Origin of the sequence: Haemophilus influenzae, from assembly GCF_019703545.1 — a bacterium.
Lineage (GTDB): Bacteria > Pseudomonadota > Gammaproteobacteria > Enterobacterales > Pasteurellaceae > Haemophilus > Haemophilus influenzae_E.
Map to the genome: position 1 here is coordinate 1443854 of NZ_AP018771.1, position 13379 is coordinate 1457232.

Genomic DNA, 13379 nt, shown 5'->3' on the forward strand with positions numbered 1-13379 from the left:
CTGAATTTATCCTTGAGATTTTTTCTGATTATCTAATAAATAATTTGGCGGTAATTCAGGTGTAGAATCTTGTTCATCAAAGGATTCAATTTCAGGTTTGAGATAAAATTCAGCCGCTTCATGATTACTTTTCGTTTTGCCTAATAATTGTGGCTGAAGTTTTACAAAAGTACTATTTGGCGCAAGCCAGATACCGATAAATGCCTGATTAAATTTAGCATCAAAATCGTGTTCTAAAACTGTATCATTTAAGACGAAGTAGCCTCTATCTGGTAAGGCAATATAGTTCAAAATATCGTTTGGGGAAAAATCAGGAAAGGTCGCTTGCATTTCTTTAAGCCAGCTTTGAGTATCGCCATCATTAAGTTTTAAAGTTTCGATTTCTTTAATGAGCGTAATCGCAAAATTTTTTCCTTCAATGGGTTTTTCATATTTGAAAGAGAGCATTAATGGGCGTTCATTTTCTTGATAAGTGCCCGTTTCAGAAAACAAACCAATGGTATAAACATGGAACGGCCCCCAAGTGTATTCGGCATTTCCGATGGGTTGCCAATGAGCAAAAGGTGCGGCAGAAAAAAACGTTATCATTGCCACAAAAAGGGATTTCATTTTCATAATAAATTGCCGTGAATAAAATTGTGTTGATTATAACAAACCGCATTAAAAAACAAATGAGAAATCAGTAAAAAGGCGAGTAATTTTACTCGCCTTTAATATTACTGATGTTAATTTGTGCGATGAATTATTTTAGGCTACCCACCATATCTTCTGGGCGAACCCATTTATCAAAATCTTCGGCAGACACTAAACCTAAATTAATCGCTTCTTCACGTAATGTGGTGCCATTTTTGTGTGCGGTTTTTGCAATTTTAGCTGCATTTTCATAACCGATATGCGTATTAAGTGCGGTCACCAGCATCAATGAATTTTCAAGTTGTTGTTTAATGCGTGGATAGTTTGGCTCAATACCCACTGCACAGTGTTCATCGAAAGATACGCAAGCATCGCCCAATAATTGAGCAGATTGTAAGAAGTTTGCAATCATCACAGGGTTGAACACATTTAATTGGAAGTGACCTTGTGAACCCACAAATGCGATTGTAGTGTCATTACCAAATACTTGTGCGCAGACCATTGTCATCGCTTCGCATTGAGTTGGGTTTACTTTACCTGGCATAATTGAAGAACCTGGTTCATTTTCAGGAATTAAAATTTCGCCAATTCCCGAACGAGGGCCTGATGCTAATAGACGAATATCGTTCGCAATTTTAAATAAACTCATTGCTAATTGACGTAATGCACCGTGAGTTTCAACAATCGCATCATGAGCGGCTAATGCTTCAAATTTATTATCTGCTGTGACAAACGGAAGTGCGGTGAATTTTGCAATGTAATCTGCCACTTTCACATCATAGCCTTTCGGCGTGTTCAAACCTGTGCCAACCGCAGTTCCACCCAATGCTAATTGGCTTAAATGTGGCAGCGTATTTTTTAATGCTTTTAAGCCGAAATCTAATTGAGCTACATAAGCCGAAAATTCTTGACCTAATGTGAGTGGCGTTGCATCCATTAAGTGAGTGCGGCCAATTTTTACCACGTTTTTGAAGGCTTCAGATTTTGCCGCAAAAGTTTTTTGTAAACGTTCAACACAAGGAATGGTGTGCTCAACTACTTTTTTATATGCCGCAATGTGCATTGCCGTTGGGAAAGTATCATTTGAAGATTGTGATTTGTTCACATCATCATTTGGGTGGATAATAGATTTTTCACCTAATTTTCCACCATTTAGCACATGCGCACGATTTGCAACCACTTCATTCACATTCATATTGGATTGTGTGCCAGAACCAGTTTGCCAAATAACAAGTGGGAATTGATCATCTAATTTATTTGCTAAAATTTCGTCACAAGCCTGAGCAATTAAATCACGTTTTTCAAGAGGTAATACACCTAAATCATGATTAGCAAATGCGGCTGCTTTTTTCAAATAGCCAAAAGCTTCAATAATTTCATGTGGCATTGATGCGGCTGAACCAATTTTAAAGTTATTGCGTGAACGTTCAGTTTGTGCAGCCCAGTATTTATCTGCTGGAACTTGAACTTCACCCATTGTGTCTTTTTCAATACGAAATGCCATTCTGTACTCCTATGAATTGAATGAAAATTAAAACGCAAGTGATTTTAACACTTCCGAGTTATGAGTGGAACGTAACAAAAACGTTAAAAATCAGTTTTGTGACATAGATCATAAAAGTGCGGTGGATTTTCAGACATTTGTAATAATGCATATTTAATTATTTATTTTTTAGGTTTTTTTCGTTAAAATTTTGCCCTTTTTTATAGGGCAAGATTGAGAAAATAACGGGGCTAAAATGGCAAAAACTGCACAATTTTATATTCTTACGGAAAATTGTACTTTAACTGTCGAAGAAATAGCCTGCAATCTTGCTGCTTCAATATGGCGTTCAGGGAAAAAAGTACTAATTAGTTGCGAAAGTGAGAGCCAAGCATTAGAAATTGATGAACTTTTGTGGCAACGAGATCCTAATGAATTTGTTCCACATAATTTATCGGGTGAGGCAACACAATATCCCACACCGATTGAGATTTCATGGCTTGGGAAACGAAATTTACAACGCCGTGATGTGTTAATTAATTTGCAACAAGAAATTCCAGATTTTAGCCATAGTTTTACCCAAATTATTGATTTTGTGCCGAAAGATGATGCGTTAAAAACACAAGCTCGAGAACGTTATAAACAATTACGTCTGCAAGGTTGGAATCTTTCTACTGAAAACGTGGGTTAATAAATGAACGATATTACCTTTTATCAACGCTTTGAAGCCGATATTCTCGCAGGGCGTAAAACCATCACCATTCGAGATAAATCCGAAAGCCATTTTAAAGCAGGCGATATTTTACGTGTGGGGCGGTTTGAAGATAATCAATATTTCTGCACGATTGAAGTGTTAAGTGTATCGCCGATTACCCTTGATGAACTGACGGAACAACATGCGAAGCAGGAAAATATGGGATTGGAAGAATTGAAAGAGGTGATTTTTGGGGTTATACGAGTGAGATTTATTTTTATTTAATTCAATTTGTTTTCAGGTATATATGCTAAAAGTAAAAACATTCTTTGAACTATCTCAAATGGACGTGATTGATATTATAAATATCAATCAAATTTGTTTATATGAGGGTGAGGTTTTATATTTTTTTGATGATAATTTTATTGAGGATCAGGAGAACTATTATGTTTTTGCAGAGAATCATAAATATAAGTTTGATCAAAGAATAAGACAAGATATTTACGCTTTTTTTAAGGCTGTCGTTAAACCTGACTCCATTACATTAAGCCATTTTTATTATGATAAAAAAAGTCCTAAAGACGAGTTGTATAAAAGAAATTCCTATGGTGAAGATTGCCTTTATCCTGACATTGGAGAATTAAGAACTAGTAGAGTTATTGAATTTATAATAGATACTATATCTTTTTTTAAGAGATTTAATAAAAAAATAATAGTATCAACTCGCTCTTGGGATAATGATTTTTCGATTTTATCTGAAGCAATAAAACTTTCAGAATTTGTACCTAATTTACCTGATATTTATTTAGATAAAAGTTTTGAGATTTTTTTTGAACAACTTTTTAAGTTTGACTCAAATTCGTGGAGAGAAGGCGAGTTTATTTTTTATCCCTCTAGCGAGCACTTATTAAATAATTCTATAAATTCGCTTTTAGATATAGAAGAGTCAAATTTTTTATGGGAAAATTATTGTGAGCTAATAGATTTTGAAGAGAGAGAAAAGAGATTAATAGAAGAAGAAAAGAATAGGAGAGAGTTAGAATACTTGCCAGGAGAATGGGAGGCAATGCAAGCAGTTTGGCAATTAGAAGAAGCTGGAAGTACTCAAATAACTTCCAGAGGTTAGCGATGTCTAATTTTAGAATGTCTATATGGAAAAAGTCAGTAGTGCAGTTTCAGGGGGGGCATCATTGACAGTTTTTTTGAATGATGTATCAAATTTTTATATGAGCCAGTAAAATAATTTGGAGCAATGATTAATCGAACAGCACGCAAAGCAGGAATATACGAGCTTGGCGGAGTTGAAAGAAGTGACTCAAGGGATTTATCCGAATGAAATTTCGTTTTAATTTAATTAAATTCATATTAACTAAATATATAGTAGAAAAAAATGATTAGTAAACTTTTTGCTAAAGTAGCATCATTAGGCGATTCCCTAGATCGGGGCATAAATTCTTTATCTAAATATGCTAAAGAATTGGAAATTAAATCCTATCAGGACTTGATGAAGAGTTGTATTGAATTACTTGAAAGTAATGGAATTGATACTACTAATAAAACACCTGAAGAAATTTATCAGCTTGCAGAAGTTGAATTGGAAAAGATAAGAAGCCTAAGCAAAAGATTATCAAAAAAATAATGTTTTAGCGTGCCACCTTGTTGCTTCCATTATCATTTTAATCAAACGATGCAACAATTCGCACCCTACCAAGAGAAAAATAAATGACACAAAAATTCGAAATGGCAGACCGTTTTAATCCGTCTGCGGTAGAACAAGCCCTTTATCAACATTGGGAAGAGAGCGGTTATTTTAAACCGTCTGAAAATGAACATGCGCCGAGCTATTGCATTGCGATTCCGCCGCCGAACATAACGGGTTCTTTACACATGGGGCATGCTTTCCAACAAACCTTAATGGATACCTTAATCCGTTTTAACCGTATGGAAGGGCATAACACCTTATGGCAAGCGGGGACAGACCACGCAGGTATTGCAACCCAAATGGTGGTGGAACGTAAAATTGCGGCTGAAGAAGGCAAAACTCGCCACGATTATGGTCGCGAAGCGTTCATCAATAAAATTTGGGATTGGAAAGCCTATTCAGGTGGCACAATCAGCCAACAAATGCGCCGTTTAGGGAACTCAATCGACTGGGAACGTGAGCGTTTCACGATGGACGATGGTTTATCTAATGCGGTAAAAGAAGTGTTTGTTCGTTTGCACGAAGAAGGTTTGATTTACCGTGGCAAACGCTTAGTAAACTGGGATCCAAAACTTCACACCGCAATTTCTGATTTAGAAGTGGAAAATAAAGAGAGCAAAGGTTCCCTTTGGCATTTCCGCTATCCATTAGCTAACGATGCAAAAACGGCAGATGGTAAAGATTATTTAGTGGTCGCAACCACACGTCCAGAAACTATGTTGGGCGATACAGCGGTGGCGGTGCATCCTGAAGATGAACGCTACAAAGATTTGCAAGGTAAGACAGTAATTCTACCGCTTGCAAACCGTGAAATTCCGATTATTGCCGATGAATATGTGGATCGTGAATTCGGTACAGGTGTCGTGAAAATCACCCCAGCACACGATTTCAACGACTATGAAGTGGGTAAACGTCATAATTTACCAATGGTAAATGTATTGACGCTGAACGCAAATATTCGTGATGAAGCGGAAATTATCGGTACTGACGGCAAACCACTTGCTGGCTATGAAGCGACAATTCCTGCGGATTACCGTAGCTTAGAACGTTTTGCTGTGCGTAAGAAAATTGTCGCAGATTTTGAAGCGCTGGGTTTATTAGACGAAATTAAACCACACGATTTGAAAGTGCCTTATGGCGACCGTGGCGGTGTGCCAATTGAGCCGATGCTAACTGACCAATGGTATGTGAGCGTAAAACCGCTTGCTGATGTGGCAATTAAAGCGGTGGAAGATGGCGAAATCCAATTCGTGCCGAAACAATACGAAAACCTTTACTTCTCTTGGATGCGTGATATTCAAGATTGGTGTATTTCTCGCCAACTTTGGTGGGGACACCGTATTCCAGCGTGGTATGACGCAGAAGGCAACGTGTATGTCGCGCGTAACGAAGAAGAAGTGCGGTCAAAATATAACTTAGATTCTGCGGTTGAACTCAAACAAGATGAAGACGTGTTAGATACGTGGTTCTCATCAGGTTTATGGACGTTCTCTACTTTAGGTTGGCCAGAGCAAACTAAAGAGCTCAAAATGTTCCATCCAACGGATGTGTTAATTACCGGCTTTGACATCATTTTCTTCTGGGTTGCACGTATGATTATGTTTACGATGCACTTCGTGAAAGATGAAAACGGCAAACCGCAAGTGCCATTCAAAACCGTGTACGTAACAGGCTTGATCCGTGATGAACAAGGTCAAAAAATGTCGAAATCGAAAGGCAACGTGCTTGATCCTATTGATATGATTGACGGCATCAGCCTTGAAGATTTACTTGAAAAACGTACTGGCAACATGATGCAGCCGCAATTAGCAGAGAAAATTGCTAAAGCAACGCGCAAAGAATTTGCTGAAGGTATTGCGGCTCACGGTACAGACGCATTGCGTTTCACATTAGCTGCGTTAGCTTCAAACGGTCGTGACATCAACTGGGATATGAAACGTTTAGAAGGCTACCGTAACTTCTGTAATAAATTATGGAATGCAAGCCGTTTCGTCTTAACGAATGAAAAATTAGATTTAAGCCAAGGCGAGATCGAGTTCTCATTAGCGGATCGTTGGATTCAATCTGAATTCAATCGCACAGTGGAAACTTTCCGTAGCTCATTAAGCCAATATCGTTTCGACCTTTGTGCCAATGCGATTTATGAGTTTACTTGGAACCAATTCTGTGACTGGTATTTAGAATTGACTAAACCAGTATTTGCAAACGGCAACGCAGCACAAATCCGTGCGGCAAGCCAAACCTTGGTTCACGTGTTAGAAAAATTATTACGTTTAGCACATCCGCTGATTCCATTTATTACCGAAGAAATTTGGCAAAAAGTGAAAGGATTTGTCGGCATTACTGCTGACAGCATTATGTTACAACCTTTCCCACAAGTGGAAGAGAACGGCTTTGATCCAGAGGCGGAAGCTGAAATTGAGTGGTTAAAAGAAGTGATCGTTGCGGTGCGTAATATTCGTGCAGAAAGCAACATCGCACCAAGTAAAGGTTTAGATCTGTTATTTCGTAATTTAAGCACAGAAAATGCAAAAATTCTCGAAAAACAGACCGCTCTTTTAAAAGCAATGGCGAAATTAGACAACGTTCAAGTGTTAGCCGCAAACGAAACCGCACCACTTGCCGTAGCGAAATTAGTCGGCAATGCTGAATTGCTTGTGCCAATGGCTGGATTTATCAATAAAGAAGCAGAGCTTGCCCGTTTAACCAAAGAGATTGAAAAATATCAAAATGAAGTTAAACGTATCGAGAACAAACTCAGCAACGAAGCTTTTGTGGCTAAAGCACCTGAAGCAGTGATTGCGAAAGAACGTGAAAAACAAGCGGAATACCAATCTGGATTAGAAAAAATCCAAGAGCAGTATAAAGCGATTGAGGCGTTGTAACAAAACATAAAAAGTAGGCATTATGCCTACTTTTTATTTTTGATTTAGTCCTAAAAAATCTCCAACTTCATGTTCGAGTTGGCTCATTGTGATCAGAGCCTCTTGGGTTTTCTTAGCTTCATCTTCATCAATAACACTCATTGCAAAGCCCACATGAACAAGCACCCATTTGCCAAGTAAATCGGCTGGATTTCCCGTGCAGATTAGTGAAATATTTACTTCACGTTGTACGCCACATACATCTACTGTGGTAAGTTGAAGAGAATTTTCATCAATTTTGACAATTTGACCGGAACGCCTAAACACATAATATTTTTACTCCTATTAGTATTTAAGCTGAAATTTAGTGATTTCTATGTTATTAAAATTAATAAATATTATTAAAAACTAACCGCACTTTTTCTTGATCTTTTACGCCCGCAGAACTTTCCACTCCAGAATTAATATCCAAGCCTAAGCAATTTTGTTGAATGGCTTGTTCTACGTTATTTGGCGAGATACCGCCAGCTAAAATAATCTTGTGCTTAAGATGTTCGGGAATTAATGACCAATCAAAAGTTTTTCCTGTGCCACCTTGCTGGTTCGCTATTTGGCTATCAAAAATATAACGATCCACATTCAAATCATCAGTAAAATTGACCGCACTTTGGGTTTCAGTATTGACAGAAATCGCTTTCCAGATTTGCGTGTTTTTTGGTAGCTGCTGGCGAAGTGCGGTAATAAATGCCTCATTTTCTGCACCATGTAATTGCACCGCATAAAGCTGTAACTGGTTGGCTATTTTTACGATAAAGTCAATTTCTTGATTCTGAAAAACACCAACAAATCGAAGTGGATCAGCGGTTACTAATTCTTGCGCTTGGCGTAAACTCACACAACGTTTTGAATGTTCTACGAAGATTAATCCACCGTAAAGCGCACCATTTTCGTAAACGATTTTGACATCTTGTGCACGCGTTAAACCGCATACTTTATTTTCTCCAAAAATCACTTCACGCACCACATTATTCAAATCTTGGTTGCCCATTAAGCTGCTCCCAATTAAGAAACCATGTGCCACTTTTTGTAATTGATGAATTTGCTTGTGATTGTAAATGCCTGATTCGCTAATAATACGTACATCAGCAGGGATTCGGTCGGCGTATTTTTCAGTGAGTTCAACAACACGATTTAAATCCACAGTTAAATCGTGCAAGTTACGATTATTGACACCAATAATTTTCGCACCAAGCGCAAGGGCGCGTTCAAATTCTTCTTCATTGCTGGTTTCTGTCAATACGCCCATACCAAGAGAATGTGCAAGATCTGCCAGTACACGATAAGTTTCATCATTTACCACAGAAAGCATTAATAAAATCGCATCCGCTTGATAGTAGCGAGCAAGGTAAACCTGATATTCGCTGATCATAAAATCTTTGCAAAGAACAGGTTGGCTCACGATATTGCGAACTAAAGGCAAGAACTCAAAATTCCCTTGGAAGTATTTTTCATCTGTCAGCACAGATATAGCGGACGCATAATGTTTATAGACATTGGCGATTTCTTCTAAATTAAATTCAGCACGAATTAATCCCTTGGACGGGGAGGCTTTTTTACATTCCAAAATATAGGCGGGCTTTTGATGCGTACCTTTTGCTAACGCGGCATAAAAAGAGCGGTCAGATTTTTGAATGTTTTGTTTAAACTGAGAAAGGGGAAATTCCTTTTTTTTTGCTTTAACCCATTGTGCTTTGTCTAAGACGATTTTTTGTAGCACCGTAGCAGAGTCAATCGGTTTTGTGAAATCTTGGGTAATCATAGTTTTCTTCTAGTTGTAGTTATCGCAACATTAATATTTCGTTAAGTTTTGTAGCGTTTCAAACGCTTTACCTGATGCAAGATGCACCAATACACTTTGCACATTTTGTTTTAAGTCATCATGCCCGAATAATTTCAATAATAATGCCGTGTTTGCTGCCACAGCATTTGCATGTTCAGCTTTTCCTTTGCCTTGTAAAAGTGCGGTGAGCATTTGGGCATTTTCTTGCGGTTCCCCCCCACGAAGGCTTTCGAGAGATTGCGTTTTTAAGCCAAAATCTTCAGGCGTTAAAGTGAAATATTCAATTTTGCCATTTTTAATTTCTGCCACTTGCGTTTCACCGTGCAATGCGACTTCATCTAAGCCAGAACCATGTACAACAAAGGAATGTTGATGTTCTAAGGCAACTGCGGTTTCAGCATAGGTTTTCACTAATTCAGGCACATATACGCCAAGTAAATGATAAGTTGGGCGAGCAGGATTGATAAGCGGCCCTAAAATATTAAAGATAGTGCACGTTTTTAAAGATGCACGGACTGGCGCAACATGGCGGAAACCAGAATGATATTGTTGAGCAAATAAAAAGCAGACACCAATTTCATCTAATGCTTGTCGAGCTTGCTCTGGTGTGACGTTCACATTAACGCCAAGTGCCGTTAATACATCACTGGCACCTGATTTACTTGATACGCTACGATTGCCATGTTTTGCTATTTTTGCTCCCATTGATGCCGCAACAATCGCACTGGCAGTGGAAATATTAATAGTGTTTTGACCATCGCCTCCTGTTCCTACAATATCCGCAAAAGGATAATCTGGACGTGGAAATGCTTTGGCATTTTGTAATGAGGCGGCAACCGCACCCGAAATTTCCTCAGTATTTGCTCCCCGCACTTTTAAAGCAATAAGCATTGCAGCAATTTGTTCATTGGAAAGCTCACCTTGGATGACTGCATTAAAAAGAGCAGTGCTTTCTGAGGTTGAAAGTGAATGTCCGCTATAAAGTTGTTCTAATAATTGGTTGTGTTGCATAGTCTATTCCTGTTTTTCTTTGTATGTGGATTTGTTAATTTTCTATATTTTATTAAACATAAATATCGTAATCTAAATCGCGCGCCTCATCGCCTGTCATTCCTCGGAAACCCCAGCAATGTGCCGGTTGTTCTTTAATCGTAATTTCCACATCGTGAGCTCGAATACCGAGTTTGTACTCTAATTCGCTAAATAGCATTTTTATCAAGCGTTTTTTTGTGCCTTCCATACGACCAGCCATCAGGTTAATTTCGATGACCGTGTAATCATCGCTACGATCAAAAGGGTAGTAAAAATCTTCTTTTTCTAAGCACAAAAAGCGAATCGCGTGCTTGCCTTTTGGAATGTCTAATCCGAGATGAAGACTGTTATAAATTACTTCCGCGAGTTGTTCACGACGTGGTGCGAGTTTGGATTTAAGTCCGAATACAGTGATCATTTTTTCTCCTTTAAAGTGCGGTTAAAAATCACCGCACTTTTTTCTGTCTTATCTATTTAACAACCATTCAATTGATTGTTGTAATAATTGCGAACCTTGCACAGTTAAAATACTTTCAGGGTGAAATTGGAATGCGCAAATGGGTAAATCACGATGACGAATTGCCATGATAATGCCATTATATTCCGCATTGACGATAAATTCTTTTGGTAAATCTTGTCCCATTAAAGAATGATAACGCGCCACAGGCATTGGATTTGCAAGATCTTTAAACATAGCTTCGTTATCATGGGATATACGAGAAACTTTACCATGCAACACTTCGCCAGCGTGAACAACCTTACCACCAAAGGCTTGAATCAACGCTTGATGACCTAAACAAATTCCAATAATCGGCACTTTATTTTTTAAGCGTTCGATCAATGGCAGTAAAATCCCAGCTTCTGATGGCGTTCCTGGCCCTGGAGAAAGTGCAAGAATGGTATCAAGTGTATTGAGTGCAGTTTCTACCAGTTTTTCTAAGTCGCAGTCATTACGATAAATTGTGACGTTGTGACCTAATACACGAAATTGATCCACAAGATTGTAAGTGAAGGAATCGAAGTTATCTAAAAATAAAATATTAGCCATAATAATTCTTCCTTATTTTGCTTGTGTATTAACTTGACGAATTGCTTTTAAGACAGCCGCGGCTTTGTGGCGTGTTTCATCAGCTTCCATTTGTGGATCAGAATCCAATACTTCACCGCAACCTGCTTGTACATGGGCTATCCCATTTTGTACGAAAGCAGAACGAATCACGATACAGGTATCAAAATGTCCATCAGACGTGAGATAACCCACCGCACCGCCGTAACTATGGCGTTTTTGTTGCTCAAATTGATAAATAAGCTGCATTGCTTTAATTTTGGGGGCTCCAGTTAATGTGCCCATATTCATACAGGCTTGATAGGCGTGAAGTGCATCTAATTCAGGGCGTAATTTACCCACCACACGAGACACTAAATGCATAATGTGAGAATAGCGATCCACTTGCATTAATTCTGCCACTTTACGGGTACCACTTTGGCAAACTCGAGCAATGTCGTTACGTGCTAAATCAACTAACATTAAATGTTCTGCTTGTTCTTTATGATCAAGGCGAAGTTCTAGTTCTAAATGCGCATCCAATTCAGGATCGATGTTGCCGTGAGCATCAAAACCACGAGGGCGTGAACCTGCGATTGGGTAAATTTCTAACTGACGATTTTCTGGTGCATATTTCAGCGCACTTTCTGGCGATGCACCAAACAAAATAAAGTCTTCATCATTCATATAGAACATATAAGGGCTTGGATTATTTTGTTTGAGTTGGGCATAACTGGCTAATGTATTCGGGCAAGCAAGGGAAAAACGACGAGAAGGCACAATTTGGAAAACATCACCAATGTTAATATGGTGTTTTAAGGCTTTCACAATGCCAGTAAATTCAGGATCGTCAAAGTTTGTTTTAACTTCATCACTTGCTGATTTAATAGAAAGAACGTGATCAATATTTTTTAGTTTTTGTGCGATAGAAAGCGAGGTTTTCGCAATATTAACTTGTTCTTCTTGAGCAAAACAGAAACTTTTAAGTGTCGCTTGTTGATTTTGATGGTCGATAGTAATTAAGTGTTCGGCAAGATAGAAACTGTAATCAGGGCAGTTGATACCATCATTTTTTAATGTAATGCCATCCATTGGAATGAAATTTGCGACGAGATCGTAAGCAAATAATCCGCCTAAGAAAATAGGCGTTTGGCTATATTGATAAAGAGTAGAAACTACACGCAGTCCATCAAAAATAGTAACAGATTGTAATTTATTATCTTCATCGAGTTGATTATCAAGTGGCGAAAATTGTACAGAAAATTCGTCTTCAAAATTGACCGCACTTATTTTTCCAAGTGCGGTTAATTTTGGATGAATTTCTTTTAAAACTTGTTTTCCATTCTTATTTAAAGCTTTAAATGTGACGTTGTGACCTAAACAAGTTATCTTAACCGCAGCATTAACTAAAATAAGACTTTGTAAACTATTTTTACTCCCTATTTCGGCAGAGTCGAGTAGAAGAGAATTTGAATTAGGTTGGCAAAGTGTATTAAAAATAGCGGTGGTATCAGCATAATAGGGAATTGATTGAGCTGTCACCGCAATAAAGGCTTGAGTTTGAATGTTCATATTTATCCTTTTGGAAAATTTTGTACTATTAAACTAGTACAAAAGAAATAAGTCAAGCCTGATTTTTATTTTTTATACTTTTTGATTAAAAATTGTATTTTTTATTCCTTTGCCCAAGGGCGACCTCCATAATATTCTATATTTTGCTGATTTATCACTTCTAATATTTTTGCAGAAATATTATTGTTATCTTCATCTGACAAGGATAATTGAGGAAAAACACGACGAACAGCAATTAGTTTATTGAAATCTGCCCTATATTTAACGGTATATTTTCCTGAAGTTTGACCTATTAACCCCAAACTTTTTAAGGCAGATAAAAAGCTGCGATCACCAATTAATGGCGTGTTCCAACTATATGAAGTTTTTTGTGCAATCTCACGAGGTACGGCGTAACAATAAGATTACGAGATGTAATTATGCAATAGAAAATATTTTTGGAAAATTTGGAATAAAATAATCTGGCAGACACATTATTTTAAATAAAAGATCTGCCAGATTTGATAATCTATAA

11 protein-coding genes and 3 pseudogenes are annotated in these 13379 nt (G+C 37.8%); 5 read left to right on the forward strand and 9 right to left on the reverse strand.

Translation table 11 applies throughout. The annotated features are described in order from the left end of the window. Positions 1-6: 6 nt before the first annotated feature. Complete coding sequence (locus tag K6J66_RS07300) at positions 7-615, reverse strand: chalcone isomerase family protein (protein ID WP_038439838.1); 609 nt, start codon at positions 613-615, stop codon at positions 7-9. Positions 616-742: 127 nt separating this feature from the next. Then, positions 743-2137: a class II fumarate hydratase gene (gene fumC, locus K6J66_RS07305; protein WP_038439839.1), complete on the reverse strand. Its 1395-nt coding sequence runs from the start codon at positions 2135-2137 to the stop codon at positions 743-745. 235 nt (positions 2138-2372) lie between these two features. Here fumC and K6J66_RS07310 point away from each other — a divergent pair, with 235 nt between their 5' ends. From K6J66_RS07310 to valS, 5 genes and pseudogenes are all read left to right on the forward strand, one after another. Further along, positions 2373-2807 (forward strand): DNA polymerase III subunit chi, encoded by a 435-nt coding sequence (locus tag K6J66_RS07310; RefSeq protein WP_038439840.1) that lies wholly within the window; start codon positions 2373-2375, stop codon positions 2805-2807. Between the two features lie 3 nt (positions 2808-2810). Beyond that, a pseudogene (yqfB, locus tag K6J66_RS07315) lies at positions 2811-3124 on the forward strand (N(4)-acetylcytidine aminohydrolase). Then, a complete protein-coding gene (locus tag K6J66_RS07320; protein ID WP_038439841.1) occupies positions 3118-3936 on the forward strand; it encodes a hypothetical protein in 819 nt (272 codons plus the stop codon). Before yqfB ends, K6J66_RS07320 begins: the two are co-directional and overlap by 7 nt. A gap of 264 nt (positions 3937-4200) precedes the next feature. Further along, a complete protein-coding gene (locus K6J66_RS07325; RefSeq protein ID WP_038439842.1) occupies positions 4201-4449 on the forward strand; it encodes a hypothetical protein in 249 nt (82 codons plus the stop codon). An 83-nt stretch (positions 4450-4532) separates the two neighbouring features. Then, positions 4533-7397, forward strand: coding sequence for a valine--tRNA ligase (valS, locus tag K6J66_RS07330; RefSeq protein WP_038439844.1), 2865 nt, complete (start codon positions 4533-4535; stop codon positions 7395-7397). Positions 7398-7430: 33 nt separating this feature from the next. On the opposite strand, the pseudogene hybG reads toward valS, so the two are convergent. From hybG to K6J66_RS07365, 7 genes and pseudogenes are all read right to left on the reverse strand, one after another. Next, a pseudogene (gene hybG / locus K6J66_RS07335) lies at positions 7431-7705 on the reverse strand (hydrogenase maturation factor HybG). Positions 7706-7764: 59 nt separating this feature from the next. Beyond that, positions 7765-9195: a bifunctional indole-3-glycerol-phosphate synthase TrpC/phosphoribosylanthranilate isomerase TrpF gene (trpCF, locus tag K6J66_RS07340; protein ID WP_038439846.1), complete on the reverse strand. Its 1431-nt coding sequence runs from the start codon at positions 9193-9195 to the stop codon at positions 7765-7767. Positions 9196-9225: 30 nt separating this feature from the next. After that, on the reverse strand, positions 9226-10227 hold the full coding sequence (gene trpD, locus K6J66_RS07345; protein WP_038439847.1) for an anthranilate phosphoribosyltransferase: 1002 nt from the start codon (positions 10225-10227) through the stop codon (positions 9226-9228). Positions 10228-10279: 52 nt separating this feature from the next. Continuing rightward, positions 10280-10666 carry a tautomerase family protein gene (locus K6J66_RS07350; RefSeq protein ID WP_005662273.1) on the reverse strand — a complete coding sequence of 129 codons (387 nt, stop codon included), beginning with the start codon at positions 10664-10666 and terminating at the stop codon, positions 10280-10282. Between the two features lie 48 nt (positions 10667-10714). Beyond that, positions 10715-11296, reverse strand: a complete 582-nt coding sequence (locus K6J66_RS07355; RefSeq protein ID WP_005662272.1) for an aminodeoxychorismate/anthranilate synthase component II — start codon at positions 11294-11296, stop codon at positions 10715-10717. A 12-nt stretch (positions 11297-11308) separates the two neighbouring features. Continuing rightward, entirely contained in the window at positions 11309-12865 is a 1557-nt protein-coding gene (gene trpE, locus K6J66_RS07360) for an anthranilate synthase component I (protein WP_038439850.1), read from the reverse strand. A gap of 101 nt (positions 12866-12966) precedes the next feature. Next, a pseudogene (locus K6J66_RS07365) lies at positions 12967-13263 on the reverse strand (glycosyltransferase); the annotation flags it as partial. Between the last annotated feature and the right edge of the window lie 116 nt (positions 13264-13379).

Coding starts and splice junctions, on each gene's coding strand:
- trpE (WP_038439850.1), bottom strand. CDS start 12,865: ATGAACATTCAAACTCAAGCCTTTATTGCGGTGACAGCTCAATCAATT.
- fumC (WP_038439839.1), bottom strand. CDS start 2,137: ATGGCATTTCGTATTGAAAAAGACACAATGGGTGAAGTTCAAGTTCCA.
- trpCF (WP_038439846.1), bottom strand. CDS start 9,195: ATGATTACCCAAGATTTCACAAAACCGATTGACTCTGCTACGGTGCTA.
- K6J66_RS07320 (WP_038439841.1), top strand. CDS start 3,118: ATGCTAAAAGTAAAAACATTCTTTGAACTATCTCAAATGGACGTGATT.
- K6J66_RS07355 (WP_005662272.1), bottom strand. CDS start 11,296: ATGGCTAATATTTTATTTTTAGATAACTTCGATTCCTTCACTTACAAT.
- trpD (WP_038439847.1), bottom strand. CDS start 10,227: ATGCAACACAACCAATTATTAGAACAACTTTATAGCGGACATTCACTT.
- K6J66_RS07300 (WP_038439838.1), bottom strand. CDS start 615: ATGAAAATGAAATCCCTTTTTGTGGCAATGATAACGTTTTTTTCTGCC.
- K6J66_RS07350 (WP_005662273.1), bottom strand. CDS start 10,666: ATGATCACTGTATTCGGACTTAAATCCAAACTCGCACCACGTCGTGAA.
- K6J66_RS07325 (WP_038439842.1), top strand. CDS start 4,201: ATGATTAGTAAACTTTTTGCTAAAGTAGCATCATTAGGCGATTCCCTA.
- valS (WP_038439844.1), top strand. CDS start 4,533: ATGACACAAAAATTCGAAATGGCAGACCGTTTTAATCCGTCTGCGGTA.
- K6J66_RS07310 (WP_038439840.1), top strand. CDS start 2,373: ATGGCAAAAACTGCACAATTTTATATTCTTACGGAAAATTGTACTTTA.